Annotated in this window: 16 protein-coding genes; 7 read left to right on the top strand and 9 right to left on the bottom strand. The window is 68.4% G+C overall.

Features of this window, described 5'->3' with window-relative positions:
* Both glcE and glcD read right to left on the bottom strand, forming a co-directional pair.
* Entirely contained in the window at positions 1-1077 is a 1077-nt protein-coding gene (glcE, locus tag BFF94_RS04585) for a glycolate oxidase subunit GlcE (protein ID WP_219139040.1), read from the bottom strand.
* Positions 1077-2576 (bottom strand): glycolate oxidase subunit GlcD, encoded by a 1500-nt coding sequence (gene glcD / locus BFF94_RS04580; RefSeq protein ID WP_219139039.1) that lies wholly within the window; start codon positions 2574-2576, stop codon positions 1077-1079. Before glcD ends, glcE begins: the two co-directional genes overlap by 1 nt.
* Before the next feature lie 218 nt (positions 2577-2794).
* On the opposite strand from glcD, the gene glcC reads away from it, so the two are divergent.
* Both glcC and BFF94_RS04570 read left to right on the top strand, forming a co-directional pair.
* Positions 2795-3565 (top strand): transcriptional regulator GlcC, encoded by a 771-nt coding sequence (gene glcC / locus BFF94_RS04575; RefSeq protein WP_128845299.1) that lies wholly within the window; start codon positions 2795-2797, stop codon positions 3563-3565.
* A 474-nt stretch (positions 3566-4039) separates the two neighbouring features.
* Positions 4040-5497, top strand: coding sequence for a DEAD/DEAH box helicase (locus tag BFF94_RS04570; RefSeq protein WP_128845301.1), 1458 nt, complete (start codon positions 4040-4042; stop codon positions 5495-5497).
* A 123-nt stretch (positions 5498-5620) separates the two neighbouring features.
* Here BFF94_RS04570 and BFF94_RS04565 read toward each other — a convergent pair whose 3' ends face one another.
* The 5 genes from BFF94_RS04565 to BFF94_RS04545 all read right to left on the bottom strand — a co-directional run bounded on the left by BFF94_RS04565 (position 5621) and on the right by BFF94_RS04545 (position 11947).
* Complete coding sequence (locus tag BFF94_RS04565; RefSeq protein WP_128845303.1) at positions 5621-6472, bottom strand: carbohydrate ABC transporter permease; 852 nt, start codon at positions 6470-6472, stop codon at positions 5621-5623.
* A gap of 17 nt (positions 6473-6489) precedes the next feature.
* Complete coding sequence (locus BFF94_RS04560) at positions 6490-7419, bottom strand: carbohydrate ABC transporter permease (RefSeq protein WP_219139038.1); 930 nt, start codon at positions 7417-7419, stop codon at positions 6490-6492.
* Between the two features lie 55 nt (positions 7420-7474).
* A complete protein-coding gene (locus BFF94_RS04555) occupies positions 7475-8734 on the bottom strand; it encodes an ABC transporter substrate-binding protein (RefSeq protein ID WP_128850196.1) in 1260 nt (419 codons plus the stop codon).
* A 63-nt stretch (positions 8735-8797) separates the two neighbouring features.
* Positions 8798-10789: a beta-galactosidase gene (locus BFF94_RS04550; protein WP_128850194.1), complete on the bottom strand. Its 1992-nt coding sequence runs from the start codon at positions 10787-10789 to the stop codon at positions 8798-8800.
* A gap of 9 nt (positions 10790-10798) precedes the next feature.
* Complete coding sequence (locus BFF94_RS04545) at positions 10799-11947, bottom strand: ABC transporter ATP-binding protein (protein WP_128850192.1); 1149 nt, start codon at positions 11945-11947, stop codon at positions 10799-10801.
* Between the two features lie 188 nt (positions 11948-12135).
* On the opposite strand from BFF94_RS04545, the gene BFF94_RS04540 reads away from it, so the two are divergent.
* Positions 12136-13170 carry a LacI family DNA-binding transcriptional regulator gene (locus tag BFF94_RS04540; protein ID WP_128850190.1) on the top strand — a complete coding sequence of 345 codons (1035 nt, stop codon included), beginning with the start codon at positions 12136-12138 and terminating at the stop codon, positions 13168-13170.
* Positions 13171-13275: 105 nt separating this feature from the next.
* Here the strand turns inward: BFF94_RS04540 and BFF94_RS04535 are convergent, their stop codons facing one another.
* The gene (locus tag BFF94_RS04535) at positions 13276-13917 is read right to left on the bottom strand and encodes a GntR family transcriptional regulator (RefSeq protein ID WP_128850188.1); all 642 of its coding nucleotides are present in this window, start codon (positions 13915-13917) and stop codon (positions 13276-13278) included.
* 130 nt (positions 13918-14047) lie between these two features.
* Between BFF94_RS04535 and BFF94_RS04530 the strand changes: the two genes are divergently transcribed.
* On the top strand, positions 14048-14524 hold the full coding sequence (locus tag BFF94_RS04530; protein ID WP_128850186.1) for an OsmC family protein: 477 nt from the start codon (positions 14048-14050) through the stop codon (positions 14522-14524).
* A 165-nt stretch (positions 14525-14689) separates the two neighbouring features.
* Here BFF94_RS04530 and BFF94_RS04525 read toward each other — a convergent pair whose 3' ends face one another.
* Entirely contained in the window at positions 14690-15640 is a 951-nt protein-coding gene (locus BFF94_RS04525; protein WP_128850184.1) for a LysR family transcriptional regulator, read from the bottom strand.
* Between the two features lie 114 nt (positions 15641-15754).
* On the opposite strand from BFF94_RS04525, the gene BFF94_RS04520 reads away from it, so the two are divergent.
* From BFF94_RS04520 to BFF94_RS04510, 3 genes are all read left to right on the top strand, one after another.
* A complete protein-coding gene (locus tag BFF94_RS04520; protein ID WP_128850182.1) occupies positions 15755-17506 on the top strand; it encodes an IlvD/Edd family dehydratase in 1752 nt (583 codons plus the stop codon).
* Between the two features lie 111 nt (positions 17507-17617).
* Complete coding sequence (locus tag BFF94_RS04515) at positions 17618-18547, top strand: dihydrodipicolinate synthase family protein (RefSeq protein ID WP_128850180.1); 930 nt, start codon at positions 17618-17620, stop codon at positions 18545-18547.
* Between the two features lie 25 nt (positions 18548-18572).
* Positions 18573-19502 carry a Gfo/Idh/MocA family protein gene (locus tag BFF94_RS04510; protein WP_128850178.1) on the top strand — a complete coding sequence of 310 codons (930 nt, stop codon included), beginning with the start codon at positions 18573-18575 and terminating at the stop codon, positions 19500-19502.
* The last annotated feature ends 58 nt before the right edge of the window (positions 19503-19560 follow it).

The following is a 19560-nucleotide window of genomic DNA, read 5'->3' as shown; positions in this document are numbered from 1 at the left end:
TCAGAAGTCGGCGTAGAGCCGGCCGGGATTGAAAATCGCGTGCGGGTCGAGCTGCGCCTTGAGCTGCCGGTGCACGCGCAACAATGCGGGCGGCAGCGGCTGGAACGGCTCGCGCGTCGTGCCCGGCGTGAAGCAGGTCGCGTGGCCGCCCCATTGCGCGGCGAGCCGCTGCACGTCGGCCGGCGCGGCGTCGCTCTTCAGCCAGCGCTGCGCGCCGCCCCAGTCGACGAGTTGCACGCCGGGCAACGCGTCGAGCGGAGCGGCGGCCGGCACCGACACGCGCCACAGCGGGCGCGGATCGTCGAAGAACGGCAGCGCGAGGTCGCGCAGCCGGGCCCAGAACGCATCGTCGCTGTCGTCCATCCGGTCGCCGCCGATCGTGTCGCGCGCGGCCTTCACCGAACCCTCGCCGCCTTCGATCCGCACGCGCAGCACGCCGTCCGCATGGCACGCGCCCGCGAGCGGCAGCCCCGCGCGCCGCCACGCGGCGACGCGCTGCACGGCTGCGCCGGCGGCGAGCGGCAACGCGAGATCGCACGTCGCGCGCGGCTTCGGCAGTACCTTCAGCGACACCTCGGTCACGACGCCGAGACAGCCGAAGCTGCCCGCGAGCAGCCGCGACACGTCGTAGCCCGCGACGTTCTTCATCACCTCGCCGCCGAAGCGCAGGTGCTTCGCATGGCCGGTGATCACGCGGCAGCCGAGCACGAAATCGCGAACCGCGCCGGCCCACGGGCGGCGCGGCCCCGACAGCGCCGCCGCGAACATCCCGCCGACGGTTGCCGCGCCGCCGAACGACGGCGGCTCGCACGGCAGCATCTGGCCGGCCGCGTCGAGCATCGCTTCGAGATCGGCGAGCGGCGTGCCCGCGCGCGCGGTAATGACGAGCTCGGTCGGGTCGTACGAGACGACGCCGCGATGCGTGCGCACGTCGAGCGTGCGGCCTTCGACGGGGCGGCCGAGAAAGGTCTTCGTGCCGGCGCCGCGGATGTGCAGCGGCTGGCGATCATGGCGTGCGGCGTCGACCTGCGCGACGAGCGCCGCGCTGTCGTCGATCGATTCGATTTCGCGTCGCATCAGAAGCGCTCGAGTTCGGGAAACGGCAGCTTGCCGTGATGGACGTGCATCGCGCCGAATTCGGCGCAGCGGTGCAGCGTGGGGATGTTCTTGCCGGGATTGAGCAGGCCCTGCGGATCGAACGCGGCTTTCACCGCGTGAAAGAACGTGATTTCGTCGGCGTTGAACTGCACGCACATCTGGTTGATCTTCTCGCGTCCGACGCCGTGCTCGCCGGTGATGCTGCCGCCCGCCGCGACGCATAGCTCGAGGATCTTTCCGCCGAGCGCTTCCGCGCGGTCGAGTTCGCCGGGCCGGTTCGCGTCGAACAGGATCAGCGGGTGCATGTTGCCGTCGCCCGCATGGAACACGTTCGCGACGGGCAGCCCGTATTCGGCGGACAGCGCGGCGACGCCCTCGAGCACGCGCGGCAGTTCGCGGCGCGGGATCGTGCCGTCCATGCAGTAGTAGTCGGGCGACATGCGGCCGACCGCGGGGAACGCGTTCTTGCGGCCGGCCCAGAAGCGCTGGCGCTCGGCCTCGTCGCGCGCGACGCGAATCTCCGTCGCGCCCGCGTCGCGCAGCAGCGCGGCGACGCGTTCGGCGTCCTCGTCGACGTCGCTCGCCGCGCCGTCGAGCTCGCACAGCAGGATCGCCTGCGCGTCGACCGGGTAGCCCGCGTGGATGAAATCCTCGGCCGCGCGGATCGCGAGGTTGTCCATCATCTCGAGGCCGCCGGGAATCACGCCCGCGCCGATGATTCGCGCGACCGCGGCGCCGGCTTCGGCGACGTCGTCGAAGCTCGCCATCAGCACCTTCACGCTCGGCGGCTTCGGCAGCAGCTTCACGGTCACTTCGGTGACGATCCCGAGCATCCCCTCGGAGCCTGTGAACAGCGCGAGCAGGTCGAAGCCGGGCGCGTCGAGCGCGTCGGCGCCGAGCGTGAGCGTGTCGCCGTCGATCGTCAGGATCTCGACCTTCAGGATGTTGTGCACCGTGAGCCCGTATTTCAGGCAGTGCACGCCGCCCGCGTTTTCGGCGACGTTGCCGCCGATCGAGCACGCGATCTGCGACGACGGATCGGGCGCGTAGTAGAGGCCGTGCGGCGCGGCCGCCTGCGAGATCGCGAGGTTGCGCACGCCGGGCTGCACGCGCGCGATGCCGGCATCGGGGTCGATGTCGAGAATCCGGTTGAACTTCGCCATCACGAGCAGGATGCCTTTTTCGAGCGGCATCGCGCCGCCCGACAGCCCGGTGCCCGCGCCGCGTGCGACGACCGGCACGCGGTGCGCGGCCGCGACGCGCAGCACCGCGCGCACCTGCTCGACCGTGTCGGGCAGCACGACCGCGAGCGGCACCGTACGGTACGCGGCGAGGCCGTCGCATTCGAACGGCTTGAGCGCCTCGCGTTCGTGCAGCACGTCGAGGCCGGGCGCCGCCGCGTGCAGCGCGGCGACGAGCGTGTCACGGCTGACGGTCGCCAGCGGGCCGTCGATCCGTTCGTCGTAGATGAAACTCATCGGTTTGTCTCCACCATGCGGGCGGCCGCGCGATGCGCGACACGCCGGAATGGAGGGATTCTTGGCGGGCCGGGCACGCGTGTCCAGACGTCTTCGGGGTGGTCGTACCAGTTTTTGGGATGGCACTGCTCAGGCGTTCGATCGGGACCGGTAAAAGCCAACGACAACAAGGCTTTGTGCGAAAATCGCAGACATCCGTCCAAAGTGGTCATACCAGTATGGAAATGCAGGATCGAGAGGGGCCGGCGCGGCGCGTGGCCGATGTCGTCGCCGAGCGGATCGAGAAGCTGATCGTCGACGGCGTGCTGAAGGCCGGGCAGGCGCTGCCGTCCGAACGGCGGCTGACCGAGAAGCTCGGCGTGTCGCGCACGGCCGTGCGCGAAGGGATGAAGCTGCTGCACGCGCGCGGGATCATCGACACGATGCACGGCAAGGGTTCGTTCGTCGCGAGCCTGACCCCGCAGCGCGAGATCACGCCGATGATGCATCTGCTCGGCTCGCAGCCGCGCACGCTGTACGACCTGTTCGAGGTGCGCGGGATGCTCGAGGCCGAGGCCGCGCGGCTCGCCGCGCTGCGCGGCACGCCGGCTGATTTCATCCTGATCCGGCGCCGCTACGAGGAAATGACGGCGGCCGATGCACAGGATCTCGACCCCGCCGCGCGCGCGAAGCTCGATCACGCGTTCCATCTCGCGATCTGCGAGGCGTCGCATAACCCCGTGCTCGTCAACACGCTGCAGTCGCTGACCGACCTGCTGCTCAGTTCGGTGTTCGCTTCGGTGAACAACCTCTATCACCGCGAGCCGCTGAAGAAGCAGATCGACCGCCAGCATGCGCGGCTCTACAACGCGGTCACGGGGCGGCTGCCCGACCAGGCACGCAAGGCCGCGAGCGAACACATCCGCCAGTGCGTCGACTATCTGCGCGAAATCGAGCAGGAGGAACAGCGGCTCGTGCGCTCGACGTTGCGGCTCGAAGGGTGGACCTGAGCGGGCGGGACGTAGTCGAGACCGGACCACGAGGGTTCTTCGCGGCTGGCCGGGGAGGCGCGCGGCGCAGGCCGCCGGTGGTCGGCATGGTTCAGTCGCCCAGCGGTTCCACGATCCTGGGAAATAAGCATTCCTGTTCGCGTCGCCTCGACTTTTCCCGATTTTCGTTATCGCGACAGATCCGATCAAGGAGGGTCTGGCAGGACTCCGGCCTTATTTCGCTCAGTGGGTGGCGATGCAGGTGCGCGCGTGGCGGGTTGCGCGGCCACCGGCAGCGTTTGCTGCCGATGCAATCGGGGCTGGCGCTGGCGGCAGTGCGGCTCATCGGTGTCTCGCAGCACGGCTTGCCGGTGCGGCGCTCGGCACCGCTAAGTTTTTCAATGGCGATCGACGTCGATCTTTTCGACCATTGATGTGCGCGGTGCAATCAGCGCGGTAACCGCTAGAATTGCGGTTTTAGTCCGGAATACGTCCATGTCCTTTGCCTCGCTTGGCCTGATCGATCCCTTGCTGCGTAATGTGCAGGACCTCAATTACCAGACACCTACGCCGGTGCAGGCCAAGGCGATTCCTGTCGTGCTCAGCGGCAAGGACGTCATGGCTGCGGCACAGACCGGTACCGGCAAAACGGCGGGTTTTGCGCTGCCGCTGTTGCAACGGCTGGTGCAACACGGGCCGGCGGTGTCCAGCAACCGCGCGCGCGTCCTGGTGCTGGTGCCCACGCGTGAGCTGGCTGAGCAGGTGCTGCAGAGCTTTGTCGCGTACGGCAAAGGCCTCGATTTGCGATTCCTCGCCGCCTACGGCGGGGTCAGCATCAACCCGCAGATGATGAAGCTGCGCAAGGGCGTGGACGTGCTCGTTGCCACGCCGGGCCGTTTGCTGGATCTCAATCGCCAGAACGCCGTGCAGTTCGATCAAGTACAAACGCTGGTGCTGGATGAAGCGGACCGCATGCTCGATCTGGGCTTTGCGCGCGAACTCGACGCCGTCTTTGCCGCGTTGCCCGCTCAGCGCCAGACCCTGCTGTTCTCCGCGACGTTTACCGACGAGATCCGCACGATGGCGGCGGGCATTCTGCGCAACCCGGTCGATATCAGCGTCAGCCCGCCCAATGCCACGGCCAGCAAGATCAAGCAGTGGGTGGTGCCGGTGGATAAAAGGAACAAGCCCGACCTCTTCATGCACCTGGTGGCCGAGAACAACTGGGAGCACGCGCTGGTGTTCGTCAAGACCCGCAATGGCGTGGAATACCTGGCGGCCATGCTGGATGAAGCGGGCTATGCGGTCGACACCATCCACGGCGACAAACCGCAACCCGCGCGCCTGCGTGCGCTGGAGCGCTTCAAGACGCGTGAAGTACAGATGCTGGTCGCCACCGACGTGGCCGCGCGCGGGCTGGATATCGACGACCTGCCGCTGGTGATCAACGTTGATCTGCCGATCGTCGCGCAAGACTATGTGCACCGTATCGGCCGTACCGGCCGCGCGGGCGCGAGCGGCGTGGCGGTGTCCCTGGTGTGTGCCGATGAAGCGCCGCAACTGGCCGCGATCGAAGCGCTGATCCGGCAGACGCTGCGCCGTGAAGAAGAGCCGGGTTTCGAAGCCGAGCACCGCGTGCCGGAAACCAGCGCGACGGGCGAGATCATCAAGAAACCCAAAAAGCCGAAGAAGCCCAAAGTGCCGCAAGCTGCGCCGGTCGCCAAGCAAGTGCCCGGCAAGAAGCCGCGTGCGCAAAGCGGCGAAAGCAAGCACAAGCCTGTGGCACAGCGCGCGACCGCCGCCGGTAAAGGTCCGGACTACACCATCGGTAGCCCGTTCAGCGCGCAGAAGCCACGCAGCAAGCCTGCCGGCAAGCCGGGTGCGGGGTCAGGCAAACCGGCTGGCAAACCAGCAGGCAAACCGACTGGTGGTCGCGGCAAACGCCAACCGTGATCCGCAGGGACGACTGACACCGGCCACGGAACAGGCTGGCACCGCAAAGAATAAAAAAAGCCCGCCGAAGCGGGCAACCTCACGATGCGGAGGGGGAGATACGAATCCGCGGGCCGCGCGCGTTCAGCCTTTGGTCGCGCCGAACGTGAGCCCCGCGACGAAATGCTTCTGCATCGCGAAGAACATCGCGACGGACGGCAGCGCGGCGAGGATCGACCCGGCCGACACGAGGTTCCACGACGTCGTCCATTGCCCCTTCAGCGCCGCGACGCCCGCCGTGATCGGCGCGGCTTCGTCGCCTTGCGTGAGGCACAGCGCCCAGAAGTAGTCGTTCCACACGAACGTGAACACGAGGATCGCGAGCGCCGCGAGCGCGGGCCGGATCAGCGGCAGCACGATCCGCCAGAACACCGTCCATTCGCCCGCGCCCTCGATGCGCGCGGCCTCGATCAGCTCGAACGGCAACTGCTTGATGAAGTTGCGCAGGAACAGCGTGCAGAAGCCGGTCTGGAACGCGACGTGGAACAGGATCAGCGCTTCGACGGTATTGAACACGCCGAGCCTGAGCGACAGGTCGCGCACCGGGATCATCAACACCTGCACCGGCACGAAGTTGCCGGCGACGAACGTGCCGAACAGCGCCGCATTGCCGCGAAACCGGTAGGTCGCGAGCGCGAAGCCGGCCATCGCCGCGAGCGCGATCGAGCCGAGCACGGCCGGTACCGTGATCTGCACGCTGTTCCAGAAGTAATGCAGCATCGGCGACGTCGTCAGCGCGTCGCGATAGTTCTCGATCATCGAGAAGTGCCGCGGCCAGCCCCAGTAGTGGCCTTCGACCAGTTCCTCGGTCGAGCGCACCGACGTGACGAACACGGCGATCATCGGCAGCAGCCAGATCAAGAGCGCGACGGGCAGCGACAGCTTGTACAGCCGGCGCGAGACGGGCTTCCATTGGGCAACGGGAGTCGGAAACATGAGGATTCCCCGGTAAGTCACTGCTCGTTGCGCAGCAGGCGGCGCAACTGGAACACGATGTAGACGAGCATGATCGCGAACAGCACGACCGCGATCGACGCGGAATAGCCGAGCCGGTAGTACTTGATCGCCTGGTCGTACATGTAATACGCGAGCACGGTCGAGCTCTCGAACGGGCCGCCGCTCGTCATCACCGAGATCAGGTCGAAGCTGCGCAGCGCGCCGATCACCGTGACGACGATCGCCATGAAGGTGGTCGGCCGCAGTTGCGGCAGCACGACGTGCCACAGCAGCGCGAAGCCGCGCGCGCCTTCCATCCGCGCGGCTTCGATCTGTTCCGGGTTGACCGACGTGAGGCCGGTCAGGTACAGGATCATGCAGTACGCGGTTTGCGGCCACAGCGCGGCGAACACGATGCCGAACGTCGCATAGCGCGCGTTGCCGAGCACCGGGATGCCGTGCCCGGCGATCAGCGCGAGCAGCCCGAAGGTCGGATCGTAGAACCACGAGAAGATCAGGCCGACGACCACGCCGGACAGCACGAACGGCGCGAAGAACAGCGACTTCACGAGCCGGATGCCGCCGACCGCCTGGTTCAGGTACAGCGCGAGCGCGAGGCCGAGCGGCGGCGCGAGCATGAAGAGCGCGAGCCAGATCACGTTGTTGCGCAGCGCCGTGTAGAACGTCGGCGCATGCAGCAGTTCGACGTAGTTCGCGAGACCGACGAAGGTGCGTTCGGTCATCCCGTCCCAGTTGTACAGGCTCAGCCACAGCGTCGACAGGATCGGCCAGATCACATAGACGGCAACCATCGCGCAGGCCGGCGCGAGAAAGAGCCACGCGGCGCGCCGCTGCCGCCGCACGGCGGGCGACGGGCGGCGCGCGGGCAGCGCGGCAGCAGATGCGCCGCGCGGCGGCGGCGAGGTGGACGTGGTCGGACTGGACACGGCAAGCCTCCTGAACGGGCGCGGCGGCGCGGGGCCGCCGGTTTGGGTCATGCGCTCACTTCTTGTAGATCCGCTTGCGGGTCTGTTCGAGCTGTGCGAGCACCGTATCGAGTTGCGCGGGATTCGCGAGGAACTGCTGCATGCCCTTCATCCCTTCGTCGGCCATTTCCTTCGTCATGTCGCGGTCGTAGAACTGCGCGACGCCGCCCTTCGTGTCGGCGAGGATCCGGAAGCCGATGCGCGAGACCGGATCGGCCGGCTCGGGCGACTTGCTGTTGGCCGACAGCGAGCCGAGGCCTTCCGCGAGCTTCGCGCCCATCTCGGGTGTTTCGACGAACGCGAGGAACGTGTGCGCGTCGGCCTTGTTCTTCGCCTTCGTCGGGATATGCAGCGATTCGACCGGGCCGTCCTCGGCGGTCGGCACCTTCGGGTCGATGATCGGGAAGCGGTAGTAGCCCATTTCCTGTTTCATGTTGGGCGGAAAGCCCGCCGCGATGAAGGTGCCCATCAGCATCATCGCGGCCTTGCCCTGGAACAGGAACGGCTGCGCGCCGTCGAGATCGTAGGACAGTGCGTTGTCGATGAAGTAGCCGGCATCGATCAGCGATTTCCACGTCGTGTAGACCTTCTTCACGCGCGGATCGGTGTACGGCACGTCGCCGGCCATCAACTGCTGGTGGAACGCGTTGCCGTTCAGGCGCAGGTCGAGATAGTCGAACCAGCCGGCGAGCGTCCACGCGTCGCGGCCGCCGATCGCGACCGGCGTGATGCCGGCCGCCTTCAGCTTCTTGCACGCGTCGAGAAACTGGTCCCACGTCTTCGGTTCGTCGGCGATGCCGACCTTGCGGAACAGGTCCTTGCGGTAGAACAGCCCCCACGAGTAGTAGACGGTCGGCGCCGCGTACTGCTTGCCGTTGTACGACGACGCATCGCGCGTCGACGCATACATCGCGCCCCAGCCGTTCTTCGTCCAGTCGCCGCTCAGGTCCTCGAACAGCCCGCGCTTCGCGTAGTACGCCATCCGCTCGCCCGCGTGCCAGTTCACCACATCCGGCGCGACGGTCGTGAGCCATGCGGGAAGCTGCACCTTGTACGCTTCCTCGTCGACGAAGGTCGCTTTCACGTCGATGTCGGGATGCGCCTTGCGGAATGCGTCGAGCGTCGACTGCCAGACCGCGCGCTGGCTGGCGCCCTTGAATGCGATGTTGATCGTCAGCGTGCCGGCGCTCGCCGGCGCGGCAGCGCCGAGCGAAGCAAACGCGATGGCGGCGGCCGTCGCAAGCCGGGCGGCGACGCGAAGGGGGCGATGTGTCATCTGTGTCTCCATTCCTGTGTGTCGTTGTGCGTGACCGGCGCGTCGTGGCGCCGGTGGCGGTTGCTACGAACGGCTTCGGTACACGGCGACGCCTTGCGGCTCGACCTGCGCGGCGCCGATCACGAATGCGGACGGCGGCGCCGCGTCGATCGTGTGCGGCGTGTCGCCATAGTTGAATACGTAGGTCAGGCCGCCGCGCCGGCTCACACGCACGCCGTCGCCGAGCGGCGTCGGCGCGAGGCCCGCTTCGGTCGCCACGTCGGCGAACAGTGTCGTGGTGGTCGCGTCGTCGAACAGCGCGGCCCAGTAGTGCAGCGCGCCGTGCGACACGCAGGCCGGATGACCGTCGGCGAAGCGCGCGCGCACGACGCTGCGCGTGTCGTCGTGCAGCTCGACGAAGTCGCGCCAGTGGCGCGCATCGCCCGCGAGCGGCGCGCCGTCGCGCAGCGTGCCGTCGATCCGCTCGGTCACGTTCGGCCGCAGCGACTCGACGCGCCATACGCGAACCGGCAGGATCGACGCGAGCGGGCCGGGCGGCAGTGCCGGCGGGATCTGCAGGTCGACGGTCTTCGAGCCGGTGCGCGGCCCGAACACGGCATGCGCGCCCGATGCGGCGAGCCGTGTGGCGAAATCGTCCGGCACGACAGGCAGCGGCGGCACGACGACGAGGCGATAGCCGTCGAGCGGCGCATGCGCGGAAACCACGTCGACGTCCAGGCCGAGCGAGCGCAGCGCCGAGTAATACTCGAATGCGAAGCGCGGATAGTGGAAATCGGCGCCTTGCGGCTGCACCTCGAACAGCCACTTCGCCTCGTAGTCGAAGACCAGCGCGACGGATGCGCGCACCGGGCCGTCCGCGTCGGAAGCCGCGCCGGCATCGTGCACGGCCGCGATCTCGCGCGCAACGCGTTGCGCCTCGCGGCCGCCTTCGTCGAGCCGGTCGTCCGGCGTGTGCAGGCCCGCATGCATCTGCTCCTGCGCGAACGGCGCCTGCCGCCAGCGGAAGTACGACACGCAGCCGGCGCCGTGCGCGAACGCTTCCCAGCTCCACAGGCGCACCATGCCCGGCAGCGGCGCGGGGTTCCACTGCGCCCAGTTCACGGGCCCCGGCTGCTGCTCCATCACCCAGAACGGCAGCTTCGACATGCCGCGATAGAGATCGTGATTGAACGACGCGAAATCGGGATGGCCGGTGCGCAGCCAGCGCGCCTTCACGTCGGGCGCGAACCACTGCTCCTCGAGCGCGCCGAGCGGATAGCTGTCCCAGGTCGCGATGTCGAGGTCGCGTGCGACCTCGTAGTGGTCGAACTCGGTGAACAGCTGCATGAAGTTGTGCGCGACGGGCCGGCCCGGCGAGTGCGCGCGGATCACGTCGACCTGCATCCGGTGATAGCGCGCGACCTCGTCGGACGCGAAGCGGCGGTAGTCGAGGCGATGCGACGGGTGCGCTTCGGTCACGGTGCCGACGGGCGCGTCGACTTCGTCGAAATGCCGATATTCCATGCTCCAGAACACGGTGCCCCACGCGCGGTTCAGCGCGTCGATCGTGCCGTAGCGCGCCTTCAGCCATTCGCGAAAGCGCACGAGCGCGGCCGGCGAATAGCTGACCACCGTCTGGTGGCAGCCCAGCTCGTTGTCGGTCTGCCAGTAGCGCACGGCCGGGTGGCGGCCGTAGCGTTCGGCGACCGCCGTGCAGATCTGGCGCGACACTTCGAGATAGGTCGGCGACGAGAAGTCGTAGTGGCGGCGCGAACCGAACTTGCGCGGCCGGCCGTCCGCGCCGATCGCGAGGATGTCCGGATGGCGGTCGACCAGCCATTTCGGCGGCGTCGCGGTCGGCGTGCACATCACGATCTCGAGGCCGGCCGCGCCGAGCACGTCGACCGCGCGGTCGAGCCAGCCCCAGTCGTATTCGCCCGGCGACGGCTCGATGCGGCTCCACGCGAATTCGGCGATCCGAACCTGCTCGATGCCGAGCGCTTTCATCCGGCGGGCATCGTCGGCCCACATCGATTCCGGCCAGTGTTCCGGGTAATAACAGACTCCGAGGCGCATGCCCGATCCTTATGCGTAGTGGTGGACGTGGACGTCGGCGCACGCGGGCACCGCGCGGCCGTCTTCGTTGAAGAGATGGCAGGCCGCGGCCGGCGCATGCACGTGCACGCGCTCGCCGGTGCGCACCTGCGCGTCGCCGGGCACCTTCGCGATGAGCGAGGTGCCGCCGGGCTGGTCGAGGTGCACGTAGGTCTGTTCGCCCAGGCGCTCGACGAGCGCGACGTCGCGGGCCAGCGTCGTCGCGCCATGCGCGGCGCCGAGCAGCAGGTGTTCGGGCCGAATGCCGAGCGTGACGGTCGCGCCGGCCGCGAGCGCGGAGCCGTCGCGCGGCAGCGTGAAGACCTCGCCGGACGGCACGACTGTGACGGTCGTGCCCTGTGCGTTGCACGCGGTGACGACGGCCGGCAGGAAGTTCATGCGCGGCGAGCCGATGAAGCCGGCGACGAAGCGGCTGGCCGGATGGTGGTAGAGGTCGAGCGGCGCGCCGACCTGCGCGATGCTGCCGTGCTGCGCGGTATCCGCGCCGGCGTGCAGCAGCACGATCTTGTCGGCGAGTGTCATCGCTTCGGTCTGGTCGTGCGTCACGTAGACGACGCTCGCGCGTTCGAACTGCCGGTGCAGCCGCGCGATCTCGATGCGGGTCTGGCCGCGCAGCGCCGCGTCGAGATTCGACAGCGGCTCGTCGAACAGGAACACGCCGGGCTCGCGCACGATCGCGCGGCCGATCGCGACGCGCTGCCGCTGGCCGCCCGACAGCGCCTTCGGCTTGCGCTCGAGCAGCGTGTCGAGCTGCAGGATGCGCGCGGCATCGCGCACCTTCCGGTCGATCTCGGCCTTCGGCACGCGTGCGAGCTTCAGCCCGAACGCCATGTTCTCGTAGACCGTCATGTGCGGAAACAGCGCGTAGCTCTGGAATACCATCGCGACGCCGCGCTCGGCGGCCGGCACGTCGTCGACGCGGCGGCCGTCGATCGACAGCTCGCCCGCGCTCAGGTCCTCGAGACCGGCGATCATGCGCAGCAACGTCGACTTGCCGCATCCGGACGGCCCGAGGAACACGCAGAACTCGTGCGCGCCGATCTCCAGATCGACGTCGCGAATGACCGGCGCGTGATCGCCATAGGCTTTCTGCACGCGTCGCATCGAGATGCTCGCCATTGTCTCCGCTCCATGTTTTAATGCGCCGTCATGCTTGATTAAGCGCTTAATCATCGCGATCAAAAAAAGCGCCGATGCGATCGCGGCCGAGTCGCGCCCGTCGGTCGGGCGGCAAGGTGTGCGGCGATAGTGCGCCGCTTCGGTGAGCGAAGCAAATACTGGATTGGTATCTCATATAGTGGGCAACGATGGCAACACTGGATGAAGTTGCCCGTCGCGCCGGCGTGACGGCCGCGACGGTGTCGAACGTGCTGCGTGACCGCGGCCGGGTGGGCGACGCGACGCGTGCGCGGGTGCTGGAAGCCGTGCAGGCGCTCGGGTACCGGCCGCATCTCGCCGCGCGGGCGCTGGCGGAAGGGCGCGCGCCGACGGTCGCGCTGATGGTATCGAGCATCGCGAACCCGTTCTACCCGGAGTTCGCGCTGGCGGTCGAACGCGCGGTGCGTCGCAACGGGCAGTTCCTGATCGTCTGCAATACGAACGAAGATCCGTTGCAGGGGCGTGCGTATCTCGACCAGATTGCCGGCACGATCTCCGAGGGCATCCTCGTGACCAACGCGAACCTGCACCTGCCGGATCTGCTCGATGTCGCGCGGCGCGGCGTGCCGGTCGTGCTGTGCCTGTGGGAGCGGCCCGAAGCGCCGCCCGACGGCTTGCCGTGCGTGGCCATCGATTTCCGCGAGGCGGGACGGATCGCGACGCGGCATCTGGTCGAGCTCGGCCATGAGCGCATCGGCGTGATCGTCGGCGGGTCGGCGAGCGGCATACAGGCGGCGCGCTACGACGGCTTCGTCGACGTGATGCGCGAAGCGGGGCTCGACGCGTCGCTCGTCGCGGCCGAGCCGGATTCGATCGAAGGCGGCGTGCGCGCGGCGGGGTGGCTGCTCGACGCGCACCCGCGGTTGACCGCGCTGGTCGCGACCAACGACCTGCCGGCGATCGGCGCGATGCACGCGGCGGCCGATCGCGGCAGGCGGGTGCCCGACGACCTGTCGATCGTCGGCATCACGGACATTCATCTCGCCAGCGACACGCGGCCCACGCTGACGACCGTCGCGATCCCGACCGGCGAAGCCGCCGGCCTCGCGGTCGAACTGCTCAATGCGTTGCGCGAGGCGGGCGATCGTTTCGACGATGCAGCGCGCGTGCGCATTGCGTCGCTGCCGCGGCTGGTGGTGCGCGGTACGACCGGCCACGTGCCGCGTGGGAGCGCGACACGGTAGGCATCGCGCGAGGCCGCACCGATCGCGTCGGTTTTGCCGGCAACGTCGGCGCAGTCCGTTACAGAGCCGGTCGCGGCGTGGCGAACTGCATGCGCGGGGTTGTCCTCACCCGCCTTCGACAAGCCGCATGACGATGCTCCTGGCCGATTCGAGATGCGCGACCGTCATCGAGCGTGCCGCGCGTGCATTGCGTTCGCGGCACGCCTGCAGGATGTCCGCATGCTCGACCTGGAACGATGGGGTATCCGCGAGCAACGTGGCCTGCAGGCGCTCGTAATGTTCGACCTGGCTGCGCAGCTCCGCGATCGTCTTCAACTGCCGCGCGTTGCCGCAGCACGAATACAGCAACGCGTGGAATTCGCGGTTCAGCTCGCCCTGCCGGCGCGGCACGGTCGCATCGCCGAGCAGGCGATGGACGAGTTCGGCGCGTGCGAGCGTCTCGTCGTCGAGCCGCTTCACGCTCCGGTAGATCGCGTCGCCTTCGAGCAGCGCGCGCAGGTCGTAGATTTCCTGCACGTCCGACGCGCTCAGCATGCGCACGACCGCGCCGCGATTCCTGAAGATGTCCAGCAATCCTTCGCGTTCCAGACGCTGGATCGCCTCGCGCATCGGAATCCGGCTGATGCCGAACCGGTCGGCCAGGTCGCGCTCGACGAGCCGCTCGCCGGCCGCCAGCTCGCCGTTGATGATCATGTCCCGCAGCGATGCGGCGACCGCGTCCGCCGTGGAGTCGAGTTTGGCTTCCATGCCTGCGTGTTCCTCATTTTGGAATAATGGTATACCAAATGGAAATCCGGTGCCACAATGACGACCGCAGGCGGGCTCGGTCGAACGCAATCCGGCCCGGCCGAAGCAACCCACATCAATGGAGAGCGAGATGGCATCTGGCGAACACAAGTATCGCGTCGCAGTGGAGTGGACGGGCAATCGCGGCACCGGCACGTCGGGGTATCGCGAATATGGCCGCGATCACGTGATCCGCGCCGGTTCGAAGCCGGACATCCCCGGTTCGTCGGACGCGGCGTTCCGCGGCGACGCGTCGCGCTGGAACCCCGAAGACCTGCTGCTGGCGTCGGCATCGGCGTGTCACAAGCTCTGGTATTTGCATCTGTGCGCCCAGGCCGGCATCCGTGTGCTTGCCTATGTCGACAACGCGGAAGGGACGATGCTCGACAGCGCGGAAGCGGGACGCTTCACGGAAATCGTGCTGCGCCCGCAGGTGACCATTCAGGCCGGCGACGATCGCGAACGGGCGGAGCATCTGCATCACGATGCGCATGCGAAGTGCTATATCGCGAATTCGGTCAACTTCCCGATTCGCTGCGAGCCGGTGATCGAGTTCGCCGCAGCGTGAGGCCGGCACCAGCCGAACGGGTGTTGGCACGCCCCGCGATTCAGTGGGCGCTGCAGACCGAAGGGCTCGCGGCGCCCTGGGTGTAACGAGCGATCGCGGCAGCAGGCGCGTCATGCGGCGCGTATGCGTTCCGGTCAAACCGGAATCGAAACGGCCCCCGCACCGTCACAGCGCGACCCCATAAACCTCCCCCGCCGCCGCGCGAATCGCGTCGGCCATCACCGCGACCGCCGGCGAATGCAGCCGGTCGGTGCGCGTGATGATCCCGAAATCGTCCATCCGGCAATCCATCTCCAGCGGCAGCACCGTGACGATCCCGTGCCGCGCGTAGTAATGCGCGACGTCCTCGGCCAGCACCGCGATCATGTCGCTCTGCTCGAGCAGTTGCGTGATGAACAGCAGCGCGGACGTCTCGACCAGGTTCGCCGGCGGCGCGAGGCTCGCGCGCTGGAACACGAGTTCGAAGCGGTGGCGCAGCACGCTGCCGGCCGGCGGCACGACCCACGCGGCGCGCTGCACGTCCGCGAGCGACAGCGGCGCGTGCGCGAGCAGCGGATGGCCGGGCCGCACGACCGCGGCCACCGATTCGCCGGTCAGCGGCTCGTAGCGCAGGCGCAGCTTGTCGTGCTCGGCGGAGAGCCGGCCGAGCACGATGTCGATCTTGTCCTGCGCGAGATGTTCGAGCAGCACGTTGCTGGTGTCGATCTCGACCGACACGTGCAGGCCCGCATGCGTGCCCTTCACCGCGGCGACGGCCGGCGGCACGAGCCGCAGGCCCGGCGACGTGATCGCGCCCACCGCCACATGGCCGAGATGGCCGGCCTTCAGCGCGGCCAGTTCCTCGTGCGCCTGGTCGAGGCTGCCGAGCGCCGCGCGCGCGTGGCGGATCAGCGCGTCGCCGTACAGCGTCGGCCGCATCCCGCGCGGCAGGCGCTCGAACAGCACCGCGCCGATCGATTCCTCGAGTTCGCGCAGCAGCTTCGACGCGGCCGGCTGCGTCATGTTCAGCGCGGCCGCCGCGCGATGAATGCTGCCTTCGTCGGCGAGCGCGACGACCAGCAGGAGCTGGCGGGTCTTCAGGCGGCCGCGGTTTCCCCACGGGCTGGCATCGGGCATGGTACGGGTTTATATCGATATCGGAATCGATATCGTAATCGCCAAAAACGTCATTAGCCAGTTATCAAAATTCTGCCTAGACTGCGCCGGTATCCCGTCACCACAGGACTGACGATGTCGGCAACAAAACCCAGGCTGCGCTCCGCCCAATGGTTCGGCACGAATGACAAGAACGGCTTCATGTACCGAAGCTGGATGAAGAACCAGGGCATCCCCGATCACGAGTTCGACGGCCGGCCGATCATCGGCGTCTGCAACACGTGGTCCGAACTGACACCGTGCAACGCGCACTTCCGCAAGCTCGCCGAGCACGTGAAGCGCGGGATCTCCGAGGCGGGCGGCTTCCCGGTCGAGTTCCCGGTGTTCTCGAACGGCGAATCGAACCTGCGGCCGTCGGCGATGCTCACGCGCAACCTCGCATCGATGGACGTCGAGGAAGCGATCCGCGGCAACCCGATCGACGCGGTCGTGCTGCTCGCCGGCTGCGACAAGACGACCCCCGCGCTGCTGATGGGCGCGGCGAGCTGCGACGTGCCGGCGATCGTCGTGTCCGGCGGCCCGATGCTGAACGGCAAGCTGGAAGGCAAAAACATCGGTTCGGGCACGGCCGTGTGGCAACTGCACGAAGCGCTGAAGGCCGGCGAGATCGACCTGCATCACTTCCTGTCGGCCGAAGCCGGGATGTCGCGCTCGGCCGGCACCTGCAACACGATGGGCACCGCGTCGACGATGGCGTGCATGGCCGAGGCGCTCGGCGTCGCGCTGCCGCACAACGCGGCGATTCCGGCCGTCGATTCGCGCCGCTACGTGCTCGCGCACATGTCGGGCATCCGCATCGTCGAGATGGCGCTCGAAGGGCTCGTGCTGTCGAAGATCCTGACGCGCGCGGCGTTCGAGAACGCGATCCGCGCGAATGCGGCGATCGGCGGCTCGACCAACGCGGTGATCCACCTGAAGGCGATCGCGGGCCGCATCGGCGTGCCGCTCGAACTGGAGGACTGGATGCGCATCGGCCGCGACACGCCGACGATCGTCGACCTGATGCCGTCGGGGCGCTTCCTGATGGAGGAGTTCTATTACGCGGGCGGGCTGCCGGCCGTGCTGCGCCGGCTCGGCGAAGGCGGGCTGCTACCGAACCCGGACGCGCTGACGGTGAACGGCAAGTCGCTGTGGGACAACGTGCGCGAGGCGCCGAACTACGACGACGAGGTGATCCGCCCGCTCGACCGGCCGCTGATCGCGGACGGCGGCATCTGCATCCTGCGCGGCAATCTCGCGCCGCGCGGCGCGGTGCTCAAGCCGTCGGCGGCGAGCCCCGAGCTGCTCAAGCATCGCGGCCGCGCGGTCGTGTTCGAGAACCTCGAACACTACAAGGCCACGATCAACGACGAAGCACTCGAGGTCGACGCAAGCTCGGTGCTCGTGCTGAAGAACTGCGGGCCGCGCGGCTATCCGGGCATGGCGGAAGTCGGCAACATGGGGCTGCCGCCGAAGCTGCTGCGCCAGGGCGTGAAGGACATGGTGCGGATTTCCGACGCGCGGATGAGCGGCACCGCGTACGGCACGGTCGTGCTGCACGTCGCGCCGGAGGCCGCCGCAGGCGGGCCGCTCGCGGCCGTGCGCAACGGCGACTGGATCGAACTCGACTGCGAGGCCGGCACGCTGCATCTCGACATTACGGATGACGAACTTCAGCACCGCCTGTCGGACGTCGATCCGACCGCGGCGCCGGGCGTGGCCGGGCAGCTCGGCAAGGGCGGCTACGCGCGGCTGTACATCGACCATGTGCTGCAGGCCGACGAGGGGTGCGACCTCGACTTCCTGGTCGGCACGCGCGGCGCGGAAGTGCCGAGCCATTCGCATTGAGCGGCAGGCGGCGCGACGTGCGCCGCGGCCGGTTGCGGGCTGCCGGCCCGCGCAACGTAAAACCGTGAACGCATGACGGCCGACCACCGAGGCCGGCGCAGGACGCGAAACATGACATCGAGCAGCACGCCGCGCTATCGCGGCATCTTTCCCGTCGTCCCGACGACGTTTTCCGACACCGGCGAGCTCGACCTCGCGAGCCAGAAGCGCGCGGTCGACTTCATGATCGACGCGGGCTCGGACGGGCTGTGCATCCTCGCGAACTTCTCCGAGCAGTTCGCGATCACCGACGACGAACGCGACGTGCTCACCAGCACGATCCTCGAACACGTCGCGGGCCGCGTGCCGGTGATCGTCACGACGTCGCACTACAGCACGCAGGTGTGCGCGGCGCGCAGCCTGCGCGCGCAGCAGCTCGGCGCGGCGATGGTGATGGCGATGCCGCCGTATCACGGCGCGACGTTCCGCGTGCCGGAGGCGCAGATCCACGATTTCTATGCACGCGTGTCCGATGCGATCGCGATCCCGATCATGATCCAGGACGCGCCCGCGAGCGGCACCGCGCTATCCGCACAGTTCCTCGCGCGGATGGCGCGGGAGATCGAGCAGGTCGCGTACTTCAAGATCGAGACGCCTGGTGCCGCGAACAAGCTGCGCGAGCTGATCCGGCTCGGCGGCGACGCGATCGAGGGGCCGTGGGACGGCGAGGAAGCGATCACGCTGCTCGCCGATCTCCATGCGGGCGCGACCGGCGCGATGACGGGCGGCGCGTATCCGGACGGCATCCGGCCGATCCTCGAAGCCTTCCGGGAAGGGCGGCACGATGAAGCCTTTGCGCGCTACCAGGCGTGGCTGCCGCTGATCAATCACGAGAACCGCCAGTCCGGGATCCTCACCGCGAAGGCGCTGATGCGCGAAGGCGGCGTGATCGCGTGCGAGCGGCCGCGGCATCCGATGCCGGAACTGCATCCGGACACGCGCGCGGAACTGCTCGCGATCGCGCGCCGGCTCGATCCGCTCGTATTGCGCTGGGCGCACTGAACGATTCGCGAAGGAGACAGGCACGATGAGCAATCCGATTTCGCTGGGCGTCGTCGGGATCGGCAAGATCGCACGCGACCAGCATCTGCCGGCGATCGCCGCCGAACCGGGCTTCGCGCTGACCGCGTGCGCGAGCCGCCACGCGGAAGTCACCGGCGTGCGCAACTACCCGGATCTGAGCGCGCTGCTGGCCGCCGAACGCGAGCTCGACGCCGTGTCGCTGTGCGCGCCGCCGCAGGTGCGCTACGCGCAGGCGCGCGCCGCGCTCGAAGCCGGCAAGCACGTGATGCTCGAGAAGCCGCCGGGCGCGACGCTCGGCGAGGTGGCCGTGCTGGAGGCGCTCGCGCGCGAGCGCGGCCTCACGCTGTTCGCGACCTGGCATTCACGCTGCGCGAGCGCGGTGGAGCCCGCACGCGCGTGGCTCGCGACGCGCACGATCCGCGCGGTGCAGGTGCGCTGGAAGGAGGACGTGCGGCGCTGGCATCCGGGGCAGCAGTGGATCTGGGAGCCGGGCGGCCTCGGCGTGTTCGATCCGGGCATCAACGCGCTGTCGATCGTCACGCGGATCCTGCCGCGCGAGCTCGTGCTGCGCGAGGCGACGCTCATCGTGCCGAGCGACGTGCAGACGCCGATCGCGGCCGAACTCGATTGCGCGGATACCGACGGCGTGCCGGTGCGCGCGGAATTCGACTGGCGGCACGGCCCGGTCGAGCAATGGGAGATCGCGGTCGACACGGCCGACGGCGTTCTCGCGATCAGCCGCGGGGGCGCGCAATTGTCGATTGCCGGCGAGCCGGTCGAGATCGGGCCCGAGCGCGAGTACCCGGCGCTGTATGCGCATTTCCGCGCGCTGATCGCGCGCGGCGAAAGCGACGTCGACGTGCGGCCGCTGCGGCTCGTCGCCGATGCGTTCCTGTTCGGCCGGCGCGTGCAGACCGACGCGTTCGGCCGCTGAACTTGCCGGCGCGCTTCGGCGCGACCGCGCACGACGAATCATTACGGCACGAGCCGAC

Origin of the sequence: Burkholderia catarinensis, assembly GCF_001883705.2 — a bacterium.
Classification (GTDB): domain Bacteria; phylum Pseudomonadota; class Gammaproteobacteria; order Burkholderiales; family Burkholderiaceae; genus Burkholderia; species Burkholderia catarinensis.
Note: the sequence above shows the minus strand (reverse complement) of the source record. Positions and strands in the feature narration are given on the sequence as shown.

Coding starts and splice junctions, on each gene's coding strand:
- glcE (WP_219139040.1), bottom strand. CDS start 1,077: ATGCGACGCGAAATCGAATCGATCGACGACAGCGCGGCGCTCGTCGCG.
- glcD (WP_219139039.1), bottom strand. CDS start 2,576: ATGAGTTTCATCTACGACGAACGGATCGACGGCCCGCTGGCGACCGTC.
- glcC (WP_128845299.1), top strand. CDS start 2,795: ATGGAAATGCAGGATCGAGAGGGGCCGGCGCGGCGCGTGGCCGATGTC.
- BFF94_RS04570 (WP_128845301.1), top strand. CDS start 4,040: ATGTCCTTTGCCTCGCTTGGCCTGATCGATCCCTTGCTGCGTAATGTG.
- BFF94_RS04565 (WP_128845303.1), bottom strand. CDS start 6,472: ATGTTTCCGACTCCCGTTGCCCAATGGAAGCCCGTCTCGCGCCGGCTG.
- BFF94_RS04555 (WP_128850196.1), bottom strand. CDS start 8,734: ATGACACATCGCCCCCTTCGCGTCGCCGCCCGGCTTGCGACGGCCGCC.
- BFF94_RS04550 (WP_128850194.1), bottom strand. CDS start 10,789: ATGCGCCTCGGAGTCTGTTATTACCCGGAACACTGGCCGGAATCGATG.
- BFF94_RS04545 (WP_128850192.1), bottom strand. CDS start 11,947: ATGGCGAGCATCTCGATGCGACGCGTGCAGAAAGCCTATGGCGATCAC.
- BFF94_RS04540 (WP_128850190.1), top strand. CDS start 12,136: ATGGCAACACTGGATGAAGTTGCCCGTCGCGCCGGCGTGACGGCCGCG.
- BFF94_RS04535 (WP_128850188.1), bottom strand. CDS start 13,917: ATGGAAGCCAAACTCGACTCCACGGCGGACGCGGTCGCCGCATCGCTG.
- BFF94_RS04530 (WP_128850186.1), top strand. CDS start 14,048: ATGGCATCTGGCGAACACAAGTATCGCGTCGCAGTGGAGTGGACGGGC.
- BFF94_RS04525 (WP_128850184.1), bottom strand. CDS start 15,640: ATGCCCGATGCCAGCCCGTGGGGAAACCGCGGCCGCCTGAAGACCCGC.
- BFF94_RS04520 (WP_128850182.1), top strand. CDS start 15,755: ATGTCGGCAACAAAACCCAGGCTGCGCTCCGCCCAATGGTTCGGCACG.
- BFF94_RS04515 (WP_128850180.1), top strand. CDS start 17,618: ATGACATCGAGCAGCACGCCGCGCTATCGCGGCATCTTTCCCGTCGTC.
- BFF94_RS04510 (WP_128850178.1), top strand. CDS start 18,573: ATGAGCAATCCGATTTCGCTGGGCGTCGTCGGGATCGGCAAGATCGCA.